General features: G+C 39.4%; 16 protein-coding genes. All 16 read left to right on the top strand.

The annotated features are described in order from the left end of the window. Positions 1-10 precede the first annotated feature (10 nt). The 16 genes from H6G69_RS10170 to H6G69_RS10095 all read left to right on the top strand — a co-directional run bounded on the left by H6G69_RS10170 (position 11) and on the right by H6G69_RS10095 (position 18,266). Positions 11-514: an acyltransferase gene (locus tag H6G69_RS10170; RefSeq protein WP_190685442.1), complete on the top strand. Its 504-nt coding sequence runs from the start codon at positions 11-13 to the stop codon at positions 512-514. A gap of 121 nt (positions 515-635) precedes the next feature. After that, positions 636-1,673: a Gfo/Idh/MocA family protein gene (locus H6G69_RS10165; protein ID WP_190685439.1), complete on the top strand. Its 1,038-nt coding sequence runs from the start codon at positions 636-638 to the stop codon at positions 1,671-1,673. Continuing rightward, positions 1,670-2,779, top strand: a complete 1,110-nt coding sequence (locus H6G69_RS10160) for an aminotransferase class I/II-fold pyridoxal phosphate-dependent enzyme (protein ID WP_190685437.1) — start codon at positions 1,670-1,672, stop codon at positions 2,777-2,779. Before H6G69_RS10165 ends, H6G69_RS10160 begins: the two co-directional genes overlap by 4 nt. Then, on the top strand, positions 2,779-3,786 hold the full coding sequence (locus H6G69_RS10155) for a hypothetical protein (protein ID WP_190685434.1): 1,008 nt from the start codon (positions 2,779-2,781) through the stop codon (positions 3,784-3,786). Before H6G69_RS10160 ends, H6G69_RS10155 begins: the two co-directional genes overlap by 1 nt. A 10-nt stretch (positions 3,787-3,796) precedes the next feature. Then, a complete protein-coding gene (locus tag H6G69_RS10150) occupies positions 3,797-4,765 on the top strand; it encodes a methionyl-tRNA formyltransferase (protein ID WP_190685431.1) in 969 nt (322 codons plus the stop codon). Continuing rightward, on the top strand, positions 4,755-5,729 hold the full coding sequence (locus tag H6G69_RS10145) for an NAD-dependent epimerase/dehydratase family protein (RefSeq protein ID WP_190685429.1): 975 nt from the start codon (positions 4,755-4,757) through the stop codon (positions 5,727-5,729). The genes H6G69_RS10150 and H6G69_RS10145 overlap by 11 nt, the downstream gene beginning before the upstream one ends. Continuing rightward, positions 5,722-6,918: a DegT/DnrJ/EryC1/StrS aminotransferase family protein gene (locus H6G69_RS10140; RefSeq protein WP_190685427.1), complete on the top strand. Its 1,197-nt coding sequence runs from the start codon at positions 5,722-5,724 to the stop codon at positions 6,916-6,918. Before H6G69_RS10145 ends, H6G69_RS10140 begins: the two co-directional genes overlap by 8 nt. Positions 6,919-7,234: 316 nt before the next feature. After that, complete coding sequence (locus tag H6G69_RS10135; protein ID WP_190685424.1) at positions 7,235-8,890, top strand: glycosyltransferase family 4 protein; 1,656 nt, start codon at positions 7,235-7,237, stop codon at positions 8,888-8,890. A 103-nt stretch (positions 8,891-8,993) separates the two neighbouring features. Beyond that, positions 8,994-9,941 (top strand): glycosyltransferase, encoded by a 948-nt coding sequence (locus tag H6G69_RS10130; RefSeq protein ID WP_190685421.1) that lies wholly within the window; start codon positions 8,994-8,996, stop codon positions 9,939-9,941. A 73-nt stretch (positions 9,942-10,014) separates the two neighbouring features. Then, positions 10,015-11,103 (top strand): glycosyltransferase family 4 protein, encoded by a 1,089-nt coding sequence (locus tag H6G69_RS10125; protein WP_190685418.1) that lies wholly within the window; start codon positions 10,015-10,017, stop codon positions 11,101-11,103. 100 nt (positions 11,104-11,203) lie between these two features. Further along, positions 11,204-12,256, top strand: a complete 1,053-nt coding sequence (locus H6G69_RS10120) for a glycosyltransferase (RefSeq protein ID WP_242072026.1) — start codon at positions 11,204-11,206, stop codon at positions 12,254-12,256. 188 nt (positions 12,257-12,444) lie between these two features. Then, positions 12,445-13,512, top strand: a complete 1,068-nt coding sequence (locus H6G69_RS10115) for an NAD-dependent epimerase/dehydratase family protein (protein ID WP_190685413.1) — start codon at positions 12,445-12,447, stop codon at positions 13,510-13,512. A 44-nt stretch (positions 13,513-13,556) separates the two neighbouring features. After that, on the top strand, positions 13,557-14,753 hold the full coding sequence (locus tag H6G69_RS10110) for a glycosyltransferase family 4 protein (RefSeq protein WP_242072025.1): 1,197 nt from the start codon (positions 13,557-13,559) through the stop codon (positions 14,751-14,753). A gap of 44 nt (positions 14,754-14,797) precedes the next feature. Beyond that, positions 14,798-15,997, top strand: a complete 1,200-nt coding sequence (locus H6G69_RS10105; RefSeq protein WP_190685410.1) for a glycosyltransferase family 4 protein — start codon at positions 14,798-14,800, stop codon at positions 15,995-15,997. Positions 15,998-16,125: 128 nt separating this feature from the next. Continuing rightward, entirely contained in the window at positions 16,126-17,205 is a 1,080-nt protein-coding gene (locus H6G69_RS10100) for a glycosyltransferase (protein WP_190685406.1), read from the top strand. A 161-nt stretch (positions 17,206-17,366) separates the two neighbouring features. Beyond that, positions 17,367-18,266 carry an FkbM family methyltransferase gene (locus H6G69_RS10095; protein ID WP_190685403.1) on the top strand — a complete coding sequence of 300 codons (900 nt, stop codon included), beginning with the start codon at positions 17,367-17,369 and terminating at the stop codon, positions 18,264-18,266. Positions 18,267-18,398: the final 132 nt, after the last annotated feature.

The raw sequence follows: 18,398 nt of genomic DNA, 5'->3' as shown, positions 1-18,398 counted from the left end.
TAGACAATAAATGCCAGTAAATAATGATGTCAAATTAGGCACAGATGTCAAAATTTTTCATCCCAATCTTGTTAACCTTTATGGTTGCGAAATCGGTGATGAAACCAAAATTGGGACATTTGTGGAAATTCAGAATGATGTCAGAGTTGGAAGCAGATGTAAAATTTCATCACATAGCTTTTTATGTGAGGGCGTAACTCTAGAAGATGAAGTATTCATCGGTCATGGAGTTATGTTTACCAATGACCTTTATCCCCGCGCTACCAATGAAGATGGCAGTTTAAAAACAGCCGATGATTGGTACACAATCAGAACTTTGGTGAAGCACGCTGCCTCTATTGGTAGTAACGCTACTATCCTGCCTGGAGTAACTATTGGTGAAAAAGCCATTATTGGTTCTGGTGCAGTAGTCACCCACGATGTTCCTGATTATGCAATTGTGGCAGGGGTTCCGGCTCGTGTGATTGGGGACGTGAGAAATCGTTCTCAAAATCTGGAGATATCAGTTAGCTAATTTTAAAAAGCAGGAATTTTACTTAAATCTTTATAGGTTAATCAGAATGAAGTTATTTTCTCTTCATTCACTTTATTGCCTGCCAATTCATAGAAATACACATTTTAATTAGTAACAAACAATGGGGAACAACATTAATATCGGTGTGATTGGTTATGGTTACTGGGGCCCTAACCTAGTAAGAAACTTTGCGGAAATTCCAGGAGCTAAAGTTACTAGTGTTAGTGATTTTAAGCCAGAACTATTAGCTAAAGTACAAGCTCGCTATCCAGCAGTGAATGTGACTACAGATAGTCGAGACTTACTAAAAGATCCAACCATTGATGCGATCGCTATTGCTACCCCTGTTTCTACCCACTTTGATTTAGCATTGGCAGCATTAAAAGCTGGCAAGCACGTACTGGTAGAAAAACCTATGACTACCACCTCCGAACAAGCGATGCGCTTGATTGAGGAAGCAGAAAAACGCAACCTAGTGTTGATGGTAGATCACACCTTTGTCTACACCGGTGCTGTCCGCAAAATGCACGACTTGATTGCTACTAAACAGCTAGGCGATATCTATTATTATGATTCTGTCCGCGTCAACCTGGGACTGTTTCAGCATGATGTGAATGTAATCTGGGATTTGGCAGTTCACGACCTTTCCATCATGAACTATGTTTTGCCATCTCAGCCTTACGCCGTTTCCGCTACAGGTATCAGTCACGTACCAGGGGAACCTGAAAATATAGCTTACTTGACCTTATTCTTTGAAAATAATTTAATTGCTCATATTAATGTCAATTGGCTAGCACCTGTCAAAGTCCGCCGCACGCTAATAGGTGGTAGTCAACGAATGATTGTTTACGATGACTTAGAACCCAGCGAAAAAATCAAAATTTACGACAAGGGAATCACCCTGAATGGGAATTCGGAAAGCGTTTACCAAATGTTGATTGGCTATCGCACAGGGGATATGTGGTCGCCCAAGTTAGATATGAGCGAAGCATTACGAACTGAAGGCTTACATTTTATTGATTGTATTACCAAAGGCGATCGCCCAATTACCGGTGGGGAAGCAGGACTGCGGATAGTCAGAATTCTCGAAGCTGCTACCCAGTCTTTAAAACAACAAGGTCGATTAATTGAACTGAATTTAGCAGAGGTAGCAGCGTGATTCCATTTGTAGACTTAAAATCTCAATATCTTAGCATCAAAGACGAAATTGACAGTGCCGTTTTAAAAGTCCTGGAAAGTACCCAATTCGTTTTAGGTAGTGAAGTTAAAGCTTTAGAAGCCGAATTTGCTAGTTACTGTAATGCAGATTATGGTATTGCTGTCAATACAGGTACTAGTGCCTTGCATCTAGCGTTATTAGCTGCGGGAATTGGCCCTGGCGACGAAGTAATTACTGTACCTTTTACCTTTGTGGCAACCACAGCCGCAATTTGCTACACCGGAGCGACACCTGTTTTTGTTGATATCGACCCTATTACCTACACTATCGATGTCAACCAAATCGAAGCAGCCATAACTGAACGCACCAAAGCCATTTTGCCTGTACATCTATACGGTCAACCCGCAGATATGGCTCCAATTATGGAAATTGCCCGTCGTCATGGTTTGGTAGTCATTGAAGATGCTGCCCAAGCACATGGGGCTGAGTATAAAGGGCAACGTGTCGGTAGTATTGGCGATATTGGTTGTTTTAGCTTTTACCCAGGCAAAAACTTAGGGGCTTACGGTGAAGGCGGTATGATTGTCAGCAACAATCCCGAATACACTCACACCATGCAGATGCTGCGGGACTGGGGTCAAGAAACCAGATATCACCATATCCTCAAAGGCTATAACTATCGTATGGATGGTATTCAAGGCGCAATCTTACGAGTTAAGTTACGCTACATTGAAGCCTGGACAGAAGCTAGAAGAACCCACGCAGCGCAGTACAATCAACTTTTAGCAAACTCTGGTTTAACTACACCTGTAGCTCTACCCCATAACCGTCACGTTTATCACGTCTACGCAGTCCGCACTACTCAGCGGGAATGGCTACAGCAGCAACTCAACCAGCAAGAAATTCAAACAGGTATTCATTATCCCATCCCGGTGCATTTACAAAAGGCTTACGCTGATTTAAGCTATCAAGCTGGTGATTTCCCCCACTCAGAATTAGCTGCTCAACAAGTTCTGTCTTTACCTATGTATCCAGAACTCACCCCTACACAGGTAAGCACCGTTGCCCAAAGCCTCCAGAACCTTCTCCAAGGAGTGCCAGCTTAATGAGCGATACACGTCCTGGTTTAAACCCTCATCGCCTCGTTGCTTTGATGCGTCAAGCTATCGAGCGTTGCAATTTACAATTGCAAAATGCGATCGTCCTGACAGAAGCAGCCACTGGAGCTTATGCAGTCACACCCGTGGTAGCAGCGATGGCTGGAGCGAAAAAGGTCTATGCCGTTACCCGTACTACTCGCTATGGGACTGAAGAGCAAGTTAAAGCTTTAACACAGCAACTCAGTGATATTGCTGGAGTTAGCGATCGCATCGAATTCATCACCCAAAAAACTCCAGAAATAGTTGCTCAAGCAGACATCATCACTAACAGTGGACACGTCCGCCCCATTAACGGCGAGATGATTGGCTGGATGAAACCCAGTGCTGTCATTGGTTTGATGTACGAAGCTTGGGAGTTTAGACCAGAAGACGTGGATTTGATTGCTTGTCGCCTCAAAGATATCCAAGTGGTAGGCGTAAACGAACGTCACCCAGGAGTGGATGTATTTTCCTTCTTGGGAATTATGGCAGCCAAACTCTTGCTTGATGCGGGCATATCAGTTTATACCAGCAATATTTTATTGTTGTGCGACAATCCTTTTCGCAGCTTTATTGAGCGTGGTTTAGTTCAAGCAGGCGCAACAGTAGATACTGTTGATAGCTTGGTTGAGGCATCCACAGATAAAAATTATGATGCCATTTTAGTAGCTTTACAACCACGGCTAGAGCCAATCTTGACAGAAAAAGATGCTGTGGCGATCGCTAAATACTGGCCTGGTACAATAGTCGCTCAATACTGGGGTGACATTGAAAGGTCTGCTTTTGCGGCTCATTACATCCCAGTCTGTCCCGAAATTGAACCAAAACCAGGACATATGGGCATCCTCCCGTCAGCCGTTGGCCCTGAACCTATTGTGCGCCTGCAAACAGGAGGACTCAAAGCTGCTGAAGTGATTTGGCGAGGAGGCTTGCAGTCTCAAACATCCGAGTTGGAATTTGTGCAACTCCTGTGAGGAAGTAGTAATGGCAAACGTACTGCTCATTGGTATAGGTACTACTACCTTAACTGCCTTAGAATCTTTAATATCTAAGTGTCAAGTTCAAGGAGTAGTACGTGATGCTGATATAGATGATCCTGTAGTTAATTTGGCAAAACAAGCCAATATCCCAGTATTTCCCGATACCTCACAAAAAGCAATCAAAGAACTCATTCTCAAGCTTCAGCCTGATTGCGTGGTAGTTTCTTCTTACAATCAAATCTTGCCACTATCACTGATTGAACTATCTACATTCATCAATGTTCACTATTCTCCGTTACCCCAATATCGAGGACGGGCTAACGTTAATTGGGCAATTATTAATGATGAACCTTGTGCGGCAATTAGTATTCATAGAATCTCCCCTGATTTAGATGAAGGGAATATTTTATTTCAAGAATTAATTCCTATTCACATGGATGATACAGTAGCTGATTTGTATGACAGATTAAATCAAATTCAGCAGCAAAATTTAGGTGAGACAGTTATTAAGACATTTCATGGTTATGAAGGCATAAAACAAAATAACGCTGAAGCAACTTATGGCTGTACTCGCCTTCCTGAAGATGGAGAAATAGACTGGGCAAATTCTACTCGCAGTATCGATTGTTTAATTCGCTCATTAGTTCCTCCTTTTCCAGGAGCTTATACATATTTTCAAGGTAAAAAACTGTTAATTTGGCAAGCCAAGCCTGTAAACAATCCACCAGTTTATGTAGGTAGAATACCTGGTAGAGTGATTGCAAGGTCTAAAACAGAAGGTTTTGTCGATATTCTGACTGGTGATGGTGTACTAAGAATTTATGAAGTTCAATTAGTAGGTGAAGCAAGAACAGACGCAGCCCATATAATTAAGTCTATAAAAACAAGTTTAGGCTTACGTACATCAGAGTTACTAAATCGTATTCAAACTCTTGAAGCGGAAATTACCAAACTAAAAGAAAATGCAAAATAAACGAGTATTAATTACAGGTGGTGCAGGTTTAGTAGGCTCCCACATTGCCGATTTACTGGTGAAAGAAGGGGCTTCAGAAATTATTATTCTGGATAACTTCACTCGCGGGCAAATCAACAACTTGGCTTGGGCAAAAGAGCATGGCCCTTTAGTAATTGTGGAAGGCGATATCCGGGATCAAAAACTCCTAGGAGAAGTTATGCAAGGTGTGGATGTAGTCTTTCATCAAGCAGCCATCCGCATTACCCAATGTGCTGAAGAACCACGTCTAGCCTTGGAAGTTCTAGCCGATGGAACTTTCAACGTATTAGAAGCAGCAGTCAAAGCCAAAGTGAAAAAGGTAGTAGCTGCTTCTTCTGCTTCCATCTACGGTATGGCAGAAGATTTCCCCACTACCGAATCACATCATCCCTACAACAACCGCACTCTTTACGGTGCAGCTAAGGTCTTTAATGAAGGTTTATTGCGTAGTTTCTACGATATGTATGGGCTAGATTATGTAGCATTACGCTACTTCAACGTTTATGGCCCACGGATGGATATTTACGGTGTATACACTGAAGTGCTGATTCGCTGGATGGAGCGCATTGCTACAGGTCAACCACCATTAATTTTTGGCGATGGCAAACAGACGATGGATTTTGTCTATATCGAGGACATTGCCAGAGCTAACATTCTTGCTGCTAAAGCTGATGTTACCGACGAAGTATTTAACATTGCAAGCGGTGTGGAAAGTAGCTTAAATGACCTAGCTTATAGTTTGGCAAAAGTTATGGGGTCAGATTTACAGCCAGAATATGGCCCAGAGCGTAAAGTTAACCCTGTACAGCGTCGGTTAGCAGATGTGAGCAAAGCTAAGGAACTTTTAGGCTTTGAGGCGCAAGTATCTTTAGAAGCAGGATTAGAACGGTTAGTAGCTTGGTGGCGTGAACAAAAGCTAACAAAGGAAGCAAGCAATGTCTGAAAAAATCCAAACTATCCCCATTGCCAAACCCTGGATGGGTGAGGCTGAAGCCGAAGCTGCGAAGCGTCCGATTTTAGCAGGATGGGTGACTCAAGGGCCAGAAGTAGCTGCATTTGAGCAAGAATTCGCAGCTTACGTAGGCGGCAAGTATGCTTGTGCTGTATCTAATTGCACCACAGCCTTGCATTTGGCATTGTTAGCTGTAGGTGTGCAACCTGGAGATGAAGTAATTACCGTCAGCCATTCCTACATTGCCACTGCCAACAGTATTCGCTACTGCGGTGCGATCCCGGTGTTTGTGGATATTGAACCACAGACATACAACATCAATCCAATGTTAATTGAGGATGTGATTAGCGATCGCACTCGTGCCATCTTGGTAGTTCACCAGATGGGAATGCCTTGCGACTTAAAGGTAATTCTAGATATTGCTCGTAGTCATAATTTACCAGTAATTGAAGACGCGGCTTGTGCGATCGGTAGTGAAATTCTCTGGGATGGGCAATGGGAAAAAATCGGTAAACCCCACGGAGATATTGCTTGTTTTTCCTTCCACCCCCGCAAAATCATCTCTACTGGTGACGGTGGAATGCTAACTACCAACAACCCAGAATGGGACAAGCAATTTCGTCTTTGGCGACAACATGGAATGAGCGTACCTGATACCGTGCGCCACGGTGCCAAACAGGTAATATTTGAGTCTTACCCCATGTTAGGTTACAACTACCGCATGACTGACATTCAAGCAGCTGTTGGTAGAGAACAACTCAAACGCCTACCAGAAATTGTTGAACGTCGCCGTTACCTAGCACAGCAATATCAAGAACTGCTGGCAGATGTGCCAGGATTAAAATTACCAACAGAACCAAGTTGGGCAAGAAGTAACTGGCAAAGCTTCTGTGTACGCCTACCAGAGAAATGCGATCAAGTACAAGTGATGCAGGCAATGTTAGATGTTGGTGTCTCTACCCGCCGGGGAATCATGTGCGCTCACAGGGAACCAGCCTATAGCATAGAACCTTGGTCTTGTGGTGTTGAGGCTGATGCTTGTAATTGCCAACCAGGAAGTTGTCAGCGTTTGATTGAGAGTGAACAAGCTCAAGAGCGTGCGATCATCTTACCACTATTCCATCAGATGACTGAGCAAGAACAGGAGCGGGTAATAGAGTTGCTAAAAAAGGCGTGTTAAGTATCAAATCACCATTGTTAGAGGGTTGATGGTGTGTTAAGGACTATCTCTGTTCTGTTACTTTTCGGGCATTATAAATAAAATAAAGAACAGAGAAAACCCTGAAAAGTCAGTAGAGAGCGGTGAGTATATTCCCTTATAACCAGATGAATTTAGGTAATTCGTAGCTATATCTTTCCGGGACTTGATGATGATTGGGTAGTGATTCCAATTAACAAAGTTTTCTGTTTTTGTAGTTAAGAGATAAAATTCTCAAAGGATATGCAGATGCTTCATAAAATTAGCAACAGTTAGCAGGAGTTAGCAAGATAGTTGTATGGAAGAATGGGCTAGCGATACACTTAGTCTTTGGCGAAAAGAAGGCAACCAACGTATTAAACAGAACTTCCAAGTTTTTCGTTGTCTTGTTGCACAGGCAAGAGATCATATAATGCAGTCCAATTATAATGCCGCTGCCGCATATGCCCAAATAGCAGGTCTTTATGCTCAGAATAATCATTGTGGTTTTTTTGTAAGTCCCGAACTTGAACATATTCTCCTGACGATTGGGCAAAAAACTATACCAAAAAGTATTCCTCCTAATCAAAACAACTCATTTTCTACGAAACCAAAGAACATACTACATGTTGCTACCAATGTTTTTAGTCCTTTTAGTGGAATTCCTAGATTGCTTCGGCGTTGGATTGAACAGGATACGGAGCGTTCGCATTCACTTGTGTTAACACGGCAAGTACCATCTCAGATACCACAAGAGTTCAAAAATGCCGTTTTGAAAAGTCAAGGTCAGATATACCGATTGAATGCAGGCACTAGTAGCTATGTCTCCAGAGCCAAAAGACTACGCAAATATGCAACATTTGCTGACATGGTTGTGCTGCATACTTGGGAACACGATGTCATTCCTACTATTGCTTTTGCAAATAAAGATCAATGTCCACCTGTTCTTCGGGTGAATCATGGTGATCACTGCTTTTGGTTTGGAGGCATTATCAGCGATGTTATAGTCAATCTTCGTGAATCTGGGATGCGGCTTACCCAAGAACGTAGAGGAATAGAGCCACATCGGAACATGCTCCTTCCTACCGTTATTGAGCCTATGCACAGGAAGCTTTCCCGCGCAGAGGCAAAGGAACATCTTGGTATTTCTAAAGATAGTGTCCTTCTGCTCTCCATTGCTAGGGGCCCTAAATATAAGACAATTGACGGCATCAATTTTGCCGAAGCACATGTTCCATTACTGAAGCAGCATAAGCAAGCCATACTACTTGTGATTGGCCCAGGTGATAGTGAAGATTGGTCAGCAGCCATCCAGCAAACAGAGGGGAGAATTCAAGTACTTGGACAGTCCGCAGACACAGCTATATTTTATCAAGCAGCTGACATCTATGTTGACTCGTTCCCTTTTATCTCGAATACATCATTACTGGAAGCTGGATGCTATGGTTTACCCTTGGTGACTCGCTCTATATTTTCTAATACATGTGAAATTCTGGCTGCTGATATGCCTGGTTTGACAGGTAATATGATTCGGGTACGGAATTTGGAGGAGTATACAAAAGTTATTGCGCAATTGATCGAAGATGCGCAATTCCGAATCTCTCTTGGAGAAGCTACTAGAAGAAAAATTACAGAAACACATATGGGAAGCAACTGGCTGCAATTTTTGGAAGATATATACTTGCATAGTGCTACTTTGCCTCCAGTAACTATACCAGTAGCTTCAATCGGAACAGACGAAATGTTTCTTGGTGAACCTGATGTCTATATGCCAATTTGGTTCTCCACTTCAAGCGTAAATATAGACCCTTATGAATTGATTAAGTTCAATACTCATCTTTTGCCACTAGATCAACGACTGCATATTTGGCTTAAAATGATCAAGATGGATAATTTTGGGAAAATGGGCCACATAAGTCGATTATTGCCAGAAGAGATGTTATGGCATTTACAAAATTTTTTATCAAAAAATTAAATTTAAATTTTTAACAAAAACCATTTTTATGGACTACCAAATATTTCAAGCTTTTTAGTAAACTAATTTTCTAAATTAAGTAATGAAAAACTAAATCTAAATTATGCAACCATTTATAAGTGTAATTATTTGTAGTCATAATCCCAAAGTTGATTACATTAGAAAAGCGATTTCGGCACTTAAAATACAAAGCTTACCAAAAAATTTATGGGAATTATTACTTGTTGATAATGCTAGTGACCGAGTTATTTCATCAGAAATTGACTTAAGCTGGCATTCTCAAGCTCGCCATATTCGTGAAGAACAATTAGGCTTAACTCCTGCAAGGTTGCGAGGCATTAAAGAGGCAACATCTGAAACTTTAGTCTTTGTTGACGATGATAATATTTTAGACTCAGACTATTTAGAAGTTGCTTTAAAAATTAGCAAGGACTATACAATAATAGGGGCTTGGGGTGGACAAATAAGACCTGAATTTGAAGAACCACCTCCAGAGTGGACAAAACCTTTACTACCATATTTAGCAATTAGAGAATTTCAGCGAGACAGTTGGTCGAATGTATTGCAAAATAATGAAACTATTCCCTGTGGAGCGGGGCTTTGTGTTCGGAAAATTGTCGCTGATCAATATGCCAAATTGATTAGTCATGACTCTAGACGGATGAATATGGATCGCAAGGGAAAACTTCTATCTAGTTGTGGGGACACAGATATTGCTTTAACAGCCTGTCATATGGGTTTGGGTACAGGACAGTTTACATCTTTGAAGATGACCCACATTATGCCATCAAGTCGCCTCAAAGAAGATTATCTTCTACGTATGATAAAAGGAACACATTATTCGGGAACTATTTTGAACTATCTATGGTATCAAAAAATTCCTCAGCTTTCTTGGAGATCATCAAAAATATATTCACTATATCTACGTTGGCGATTTGGTTCAAGGACTTGCCACTTCCATGAAGCCTCACAACAAGGTATTCGTTTAGCTCTTAAAGAAATTGCCAATTGGGAAAATGTGGCTAATCTAAACACAGATTTATCCAGTTAAAAAATTAAATTACTAGAAATTACTTGCTGTTGAATATTATATTTTATGATTTTAGATTAATTGAGCCAAATGCATGAAAGTTGTTCATATTACCCCAACTTATTTTGATAATTCATCAGTTATAGGTGGTGGCGAACGCTATCCTACTGAACTGGCTTCTTGGATGTCAAAATTTGTAGATACTACTCTTATAAGTTTTTCATCGGTACGCAAATCTTATAGTCAAGATAATCTCAAAATTGAAATCTATCCAGTTAAGCATTTAATTCATGGAAACAAGATTAATCCTCTTAGTTTCCAGTACTTAAGTTCAATTTTAAATGCCGATATAGTACATATTCACCATATCTATACTTTAGTTTCCGATCTAGGATGCTTAACAGCTTCTTTGCTAGGTAAACGAGTTTTTGTTACAGACTACGGTGGTGGTGGAAGTTTCGTACTTAATCATAAACTACCAGTATTCAAAGGCTATAAAAATGCGATCGCTTATTCTCGATTTGGTTTAGACTTTATTCCACCTGAATTGCAAAAAAAATCAGTTTTAATTAAAGGTGGTATCGATACAGATAAATTTTGCCCTGATTTAGCCTTAAAAAAACAAAACCAAATTCTGTATGTCGGAAGAATCTTACCCCATAAAGGTATCAATTATCTAATTGATGCTTTGCGCATTTTAAACCGCCCAGATTACAAACTAAAAATTATAGGTAGAGTTTATAACCAGGAATTTTACGACTATCTTAAAGACTTGGCAAAAGGCTTATCTGTAGAATTTGTTCATAATGCAGATGATAGCCAATTGTTACAAGAATACCGCACTGCACGAGTAACCTTATTACCTTCAGTTCACACCGACTGCTATGGTAACTACAGCTCTATCCCAGAATTAATGGGTTTTACATTACTAGAATCTCAAGCTTGTGGAACTCCAACCATCTGCACAGACGCAGGAGCAATGCACGAGTTTGTGGATAAGGGAAATACTGGTTTGGTTGTCAAGCAAAACTCTGGCGAGGCGATCGCAGAAGCTCTGAATTTTCTAGTAAATTTATCTACATCTGAGTATTCAGTATATCAAACTCAGTGCCGAGAGTGGATAGAAACTTTGAGTTGGTCAAATGTAGTTAAAAAACATTTAGATATTTATCAAAATAACTAAGTAATTTATAGTAATTGAGTTATATTTTAATATTATGCGACCTTTGCGTATACTCATAGCTACACACTCGCCCCTAGCACCTGAATTTGGTGCTGGTCAGATGGCAATTAATCTAGCAGATGCATTTCGGAAACAAGGACATGATGTTACTTTGTGGTCTCCTTATCCGATGCCTGGTCAAACAAGATGGTGGCAAGGTCTTCAAAACCTTCAACTTATGCGAACAAAGCTAGATGAATTTCTTCAGACGCAACAACCTTTTGATGTAATTGATTGTTACGCTCCATTTATTACAAAGCAAGTTGCTAATTCAGGTTTAGTAGTAGCTCGGAGTGTTCAGCCTGATATTTTATATATAGTAAATAATTTAAATAATCCTCAAAAAATAAAAGAAATATTGCTATTGCCATTTGGCTATTTATTTGCGTTAGTCAATATAATTTTATTACTTCTAGGATGGTCAAAAGCTAAATACATTCTTTGTCTTGGTAGTTTAGAATTACAATGGATGAAAAAGTGGTTTCCGTGGTGGAGAAATAAATTATTTTCTTATAATAATGCACTTTCAAAAGCAGAACAAGTAGAACTCACACAGATTCGGATTCATCGCACAAACAACGCACAAACAGGAATGCGATTTCTCTGGATTGGTCGCTGGGCAGCCCACAAAGGAATTAAGGAACTCGTTAATTTTATAATTCAAAGAGCAGCATCAAATCCTCAAGACTCTTTCACAATTGCTGGATGTGGTACTGCTGCTGAAAAAGATTTTCCCATAGATATGATTCAGTCAGGTAGGCTAAAAATTATACCTTCCTTTGAAAGAAGCCAACTTAGTAATTTACTGGCAAACCATGACTCTGGCTTGTTTACTAGCAGAGTAGAAGGTTGGGGACTGGTTTTGAATGAAATGTTAGAGTCTGGAATGCCAGTTTTTGCAACCTTAGCTGGAGGAGTACTTGACTTACAACCATTCTTTGAAGATATGTTGCAACCTTTTCCTCCACAACTTCAAAAAACCTTTAGTGAAATAATAAACTCTAATGATATGGATGGTTACTACAACACTTTTACATGGGAGAAAACAGCCGATGATTATGGTAAATTTTTGATGAAAAATCAAGATGTAAAAATAGCAGATTTAACACAATAAAAATTGACTAACACTTACCTAAAATCCATGTATAGTGATATTAGTGTATTACCTTAAAAGTCACTAACACTTAGTAGAAATAATTTCACATAGAAAGCAAATAAAATCTCTAAACCTTATTTTTTAGATATAATTTGCCAGTTTACCATTAGAAAAGTTAACACAAATTACAAACTAATTAATACACTATGAAGCGGAAAGTTATTGTTACTGGTTCCTCTGGACTGATTGGTTCTGAAGCAGTTTCTTTTTTTGATCAAAAGGGTTGGTCAGTGCATGGCATTGACAACAATATGCGGCGAGATTTCTTTGGGCCGGATGGTGATACAACTCATAATCTGCAACGCTTACAACAAGCTTGTGAACAATTTGAACATCATACCTTAGATATTCGCGATCGCGCTAAAATCTTAGACCTATTCAAAGAAATTCGTCCTGATGCCATCATTCACTGCGCGGCTCAACCATCCCATGATTTAGCTAAAGACAGACCATTTGACGATTTTGATATTAATGCAGTGGGTACGCTTAATTTGTTAGAGGCTACTAGACAAGCTTGCCCAGAGTCACCATTTATTTTTATGAGTACTAATAAAGTTTATGGTGATGCCCCTAATGAATTACCTTTAATTGAAAAAGAAACTCGTTGGGAGTATGCACGTCCAGAAGATTGGAATGGTATCAGTGAAAGCTGTCGCATTGATGCTTGCTTGCACAGCTTGTTTGGTGCTTCTAAAGCATCTGCTGATATTCTGGTACAAGAATACGGCCGCTACTTTAGTATGCCGACTGTCTGCTTCCGGGGTGGATGTTTAACAGGCCCTAACCATTCAGGTGCAGAATTGCATGGTTTCTTGGCTTATCTTGCTCGTTGCTTCCGTGAAGGTAGAAATTATCGAATTTTTGGCTATAAAGGCAAGCAGGTTAGAGATAATATTCATTCTTATGATGTTTGCACCGCTTTTTATACCTTCTACGAATCTCCGAGATGTGGAGCAGTTTATAACTTAGGCGGTGGAAGAGAGAATAGCACTTCGATTATAGAAGCGATCGCTTCTTTTGAAGAATTATTTGGCAAATCTATCAAGACAGAATACATCGATCAAAACAGGGTCGGCGACCACATCTGTTACATCAGCGATTTGACTAGTTTCCAAACTGACTACCCCAACTGGAAAATTCAAATTTCTCTCAAAGAAACCATGCAGCAATTCTTGCAATTGCCTAAAGTCGACTCTCTAGCTTCAGTTGGGTAAACAAAAAATTCTGAGCAAATTTCACTGTTGAAAGCAGATATAAAATGAAGACACCGTATATCGGCATCCTAATGGAAAGCCCGGTTCAATATCATGCACCCCTATTTCAATTTTTGGCAAAAGACAGTCGCTTTCGTTTCAAAGTGATGTATATGTCTCAGCGAGGAGTAAAAGCGTTTTATAATCCTCAACTCAAAATGACTCTGAAATGGGATATTCCAGTCTTAGAGGGATATGATTATGTATTTTTAGACAACCACTCCCCGATTACAGATGATGGTGGTAGTTTTTGGACACTTTTGAATTTGGGCGTTCATAAAGCGATCGCCCAAGAAAAATTTGATGCAGTATGGGTACATGGTTACGGCTATGCAACCTGCTGGTTAGCACTTTTAGCTTGCCAAGCCACAGGAACTCCTTTATTTTTGCGCGGAGAAAGTGAAGACTTTTTCCCTAGAGCTACATGGAAGAACCAGATTCGAGATTTGGGGCTGTCTGTTTTTCTTAACCGCATTGCAGCAGCTTTATATATTGGTTCCTATAACAAAGAGTTTTATCTTAATCACCATGTTCCAGAGGAACGTCTTTTCTACGTACCTTACAACGTTGATAATGACTGGTTTAATGTCCAAACACCAGAGCGTTTAGAATTTAGAACGCAAATCCGGGCTGAATTAGGGCTAGATAAAAATACAGTTGTATTTGTTATGGCTTCTAAACACCGCCCAGATCGCTATCCAATGGATGTTATACAAGCGTTTTGCCAAATTCCTAAAGAACTGAATGCAGCTTTATTGGTGTTAGGTGACGGGGTGCTACGTCCAGAATTGGAAACTTATGCTCAAGCTCATGCTGATGGACGGCGTATTTACTTTCCTGGTTTAATTCCACAGTCAAAATATCCAGGTTATTTAGGAACAGGTGATGTTCTCATTCATCCATCATCAGAAACTTGGGGATGTGCAATTAATGAGGGAATTTCTGCAAGTTTAGCAGTAATTTCATCTGACCAAGTGCTGGGATGGAGAGATATGGTACATCCAGAAGTCAATGGTTTGATTTACCCCTTCCACAATGTTGAAGCACTAACCCAGTGTATAGTATCTTTAGCTCAACAACCAGAACAGGTACAACAAATGCGGCAAGCCTCCCGGAAGTTAAGCGAAGAAATGGATTTTAGTGTTTGTGCCGATGGAGTAGCAGATGCATTAGAACGTTACAGTAGGGCTAATTATAACTAGCAGATTTCATAGTATCCACCGTAAAAATTCAATTAGGTTTTACCGTGTCAGGAATTAGTATTGCCTATAGCAGCGTTCATCAGATATATCAGATTGCTCTAGCTGCTCAAGAACTAGGCGAACTGGATAACTTTTTCTGCTCTGTCATTGATGCTCCAGGTAAATGGGGCAGTTTGTTTTCTCTGCTGTTTGGAAGCGATCGCTTAATTAATCGTCGTTGTCCAGAAATGGATTTGCATCATGTAAAAGAGTACCCCTGGCCTCTGGCAATTCAGTATTTCAAACAAATACAGCGTAAAAGGTTAGAGGCATCTGATTGGGAAGCCACCAATAATCTATTTGATCAATGGGCGGCTCGCCAATTAAAGTCTGCCACTAGCCAACTTTTTGTCGGTGTAGAAACTTGTGCTTTGCAGTGTTTGGAAGTTGCCCATCAACGCGGTATGAAAACTCTTTTAGATTGTCATCAAGTACATCCTGACTTTTTAGATAGAGTTATCGCTGAAGCTGCATCAGATTTAAGTATTCCTATACCAGAAAATATAGATACTCCGACTTGGCGCAAACAAAAATTACAGGAATTTGAACTGGCAGATTTTTTGTTAGTGATTTCCGAACCACAAAAACGAAGTTTTTTAGAGGCTGGCTTTGCTGCCAATAAACTAGAAGCAATCACGTTATGGGCTGATACAAATATCTTTTATCCACCGCCAGCACCAATTACAAAAAACTCTAATGTATTGCGTGTGTTATTTGTAGGTGGACTCTGCTTACGTAAGGGAGTTCCCTACTTATTACAAGCAATAGATTTATGTGGTTCTGGTGTGGAACTGACTTTAATTGGTGCGAAAACTTCAGAAATTACTGAGTTTTTGGACAAAGCAGAGGGCAAATTTAATTATGTGCCAACGATGACTAAAGCTCAACTGCGCGAATATTACTGGCAGTCGGATGTTCTCGTTCTGCCTTCCTTAGTTGATACCTTTGGTTGGGTAGCTATGGAAGCAATGGCTTGTGGTTTACCTGTAATTGTCAGTGACAACTGCGGTGTACCTGTTCCTGATGAGAATTGGCGAGTGCCGATTATGAATGCCGAAGCGATCGCCGCAAAACTATTAACTTTAAGAGACAATCGAGAATACTGTGCCAGCTTAGGTGAAATTGCTGCTCAATTTTCTCAAAAATTTACTGCTAAACTTTATCGTGAACGTTTACAAGATTTATTCCAGAAAATTTTCTCATAAAGATAGTATGGGAAAGGTCATTAGGTAAAATTTGCCAGAATAATTAAAGATTTAGCTATCTCAAGTTAAGCATTTTTACATATCTTCATTACATTATCTATTTTTGTAAAAACAATTAATCTCGCTAAATGATGATCCAGATTGTTCCACAAATGCCACCATTCCCTAACGGAGTTGGTGATTATTCCCTAGCTCTAGCTAGGCGATTGCGTCAAGATTTTGGGATTACAACCTGTTTTTTTGTGGGCGATCCTAATTGGAATGGAGCTACAGAAATAGAAAATTTCCCAATTCACAAAGTTGATGAACGTTCTGCAAAAGCCTTAGTTTCTGTCTTAGAAAAAGTTAATGTCACTAATATCCTGCTACATTATGTAGGCTATGGTTATGCCTTACGGGGTTGTCCTTTTTGGTTGATAGATGGATTACACCAGTGGCAAAGCAGAAAGCATAAAGGTATTTTAGTGACCATGTTTCATGAACTTTATGCTGTTGGGTATCCAATTTGGAGTAGCGCATTTTGGACAGAACCAGTACAAAAATACCTGGTAGCTCGTCTGGTAAATATGAGCGATCATGCGGTTACTAATAAGCGTGAATATGCCAAGATACTGCAAAAACTTGGCTCAAATAGAAAGCAGCAAATTCCTATCTTGCCTGTGTTTTCAAATGTTGGTGAGCCAGAAACAATTGAGCCGCTAAATAAGCGAAAACCACAAGTTGTGGTTTTTGGTGGTGCTGGTAATCGCTCAAATGTTTATGAGAAATCTTTATCTGCTTTGAAACGTGTGTGTCTAGAACTAAATATTCAAGAAATCATTGATATTGGCCCACCAATAACCCTGCCAATTGCTGAAATTAATAATATACCTATAGTTTCATTAGGGCAACAATCTATGGAAAAAGTCAGCAGTATCTTGCAAGAATCATGGGTAGGGTTTTTTCATTATCCTCTAGATTTTCTAACGCGCTCAACTATATATGCTGCCTACTGCGCTCATGGCGTTATACCAGTTGGTACTAGCTACTATGCTTGGGGAAAAGAGCAAGATGGATTAGAAGAAAACCAGCATTATTGGTTAGTAGATAACCACAATCATAAGCAATTGACTTTATCTTTAGGAGAAGCGATCGCTCACAATGCTCATCTATGGTATCACACTCATAATCTCAATATTCAAACTAAATTATTTGCGAACATACTTTAAATATTCTTGTATAAGAGTCTGAATTTTATACAAGATAATTCTTTAATTTATGCAATAAAATCAATGATTTTGATATCTGTAACATCTCATATGTTGAGTTAAATAAAAATTTTTTAAATCTATTAATTATTACGCATTAAAATATTTTAAGGAAAAGATTTGTGAATATAATACATTACTTAAACAGACCTGAATATTTTTTTAGACCACAGCAAGTAATAAATCGCATCTTAGCAACTAACCAAGACAAATCAAAAGAATATAAATTTGTTAAATTTCCTTGGGGAGTCAATATAAATATTTCTACAAACATATATGATCCTGTCAATCTTGCAGTCAGTCGTACTGGAGTTTATGATCTAATTGTTACTGAGATATTATGGAGATTATTAGATTCTGGCGAGACTGCCGTCGATGTGGGTGCAAACATTGGTTATATGACTGGTTTAATGGCAGCTAGAACTGGAAAAACTGGCAAAGTGTACAGTTTTGAACCAAACCCAGAAGTTTACAGGGAGTTGTTGAAGAATATTCATGAATGGCAATCAAATTTAGGTTGGAACCATATCAATTTAGAGCAAATAGCTTTATCTGATCGTACAGGTATTGGTCTATTGTGTGTATCTGAAAATAGAGAAGCAGGAAAACTGACAGAAGCATCTGTAAGTAACTCATCGACTAACTATGAACAAACATATAATGTCACCATCAAAAGAATGGATGAAGTAATAAATGATGATATCGGAGTTATGAAACTTGATGTTGAAGGTCATGAATTGTCAGTTTTACAAGGTGCAACCAAACTGATTACTCATAATCGAATTAGAGATATAGTTTTTGAAGAACATAAAGGCTACCCTAGCTCAGTCTCTGACTTTTTAGAAGCTCAAGGTTATAAAATTTTTAGAATTTGGAAAGGCTTTTGGAAACCAATATTACATTCTCCTGAACAAAATTATATTCATCCTTGGGAACCACCTAGTTTTCTGGCGACTCTTGATGAAAAAAGAGTCAAAACCAGGTTACAAAAAAGCGGTTGGATGTCTCTGAATGGTAAATAAACAATACATATCTTGTGTCTAACAGTTAAAATCACAACTAACTTATAAAGCTTACCTTCGCAGGCGTAAAAGACTTAAAATTATTTTTAACTTAAAAAGTTAGATGGGAGCCATATCGGCTTTTAATTGAGA

The sequence above is a fragment of the Nostoc sp. FACHB-110 genome, assembly GCF_014697425.1.
Taxonomy (GTDB): domain Bacteria; phylum Cyanobacteriota; class Cyanobacteriia; order Cyanobacteriales; family Nostocaceae; genus Nostoc_B.
Note: the sequence above shows the minus strand (reverse complement) of the source record. Positions and strands in the feature narration are given on the sequence as shown.

What these genes read in the sequence shown, in the direction of transcription:
- H6G69_RS10170 (WP_190685442.1), top strand. Translation starts at nt 11, where the DNA reads ATGCCAGTAAATAATGATGTCAAATTAGGCACAGATGTCAAAATTTTT.
- H6G69_RS10165 (WP_190685439.1), top strand. Translation starts at nt 636, where the DNA reads ATGGGGAACAACATTAATATCGGTGTGATTGGTTATGGTTACTGGGGC.
- H6G69_RS10155 (WP_190685434.1), top strand. Translation starts at nt 2,779, where the DNA reads ATGAGCGATACACGTCCTGGTTTAAACCCTCATCGCCTCGTTGCTTTG.
- H6G69_RS10150 (WP_190685431.1), top strand. Translation starts at nt 3,797, where the DNA reads ATGGCAAACGTACTGCTCATTGGTATAGGTACTACTACCTTAACTGCC.
- H6G69_RS10145 (WP_190685429.1), top strand. Translation starts at nt 4,755, where the DNA reads ATGCAAAATAAACGAGTATTAATTACAGGTGGTGCAGGTTTAGTAGGC.
- H6G69_RS10140 (WP_190685427.1), top strand. Translation starts at nt 5,722, where the DNA reads ATGTCTGAAAAAATCCAAACTATCCCCATTGCCAAACCCTGGATGGGT.
- H6G69_RS10135 (WP_190685424.1), top strand. Translation starts at nt 7,235, where the DNA reads ATGGAAGAATGGGCTAGCGATACACTTAGTCTTTGGCGAAAAGAAGGC.
- H6G69_RS10130 (WP_190685421.1), top strand. Translation starts at nt 8,994, where the DNA reads ATGCAACCATTTATAAGTGTAATTATTTGTAGTCATAATCCCAAAGTT.
- H6G69_RS10125 (WP_190685418.1), top strand. Translation starts at nt 10,015, where the DNA reads ATGAAAGTTGTTCATATTACCCCAACTTATTTTGATAATTCATCAGTT.
- H6G69_RS10120 (WP_242072026.1), top strand. Translation starts at nt 11,204, where the DNA reads ATGGCAATTAATCTAGCAGATGCATTTCGGAAACAAGGACATGATGTT.
- H6G69_RS10115 (WP_190685413.1), top strand. Translation starts at nt 12,445, where the DNA reads ATGAAGCGGAAAGTTATTGTTACTGGTTCCTCTGGACTGATTGGTTCT.
- H6G69_RS10110 (WP_242072025.1), top strand. Translation starts at nt 13,557, where the DNA reads ATGAAGACACCGTATATCGGCATCCTAATGGAAAGCCCGGTTCAATAT.
- H6G69_RS10100 (WP_190685406.1), top strand. Translation starts at nt 16,126, where the DNA reads ATGATGATCCAGATTGTTCCACAAATGCCACCATTCCCTAACGGAGTT.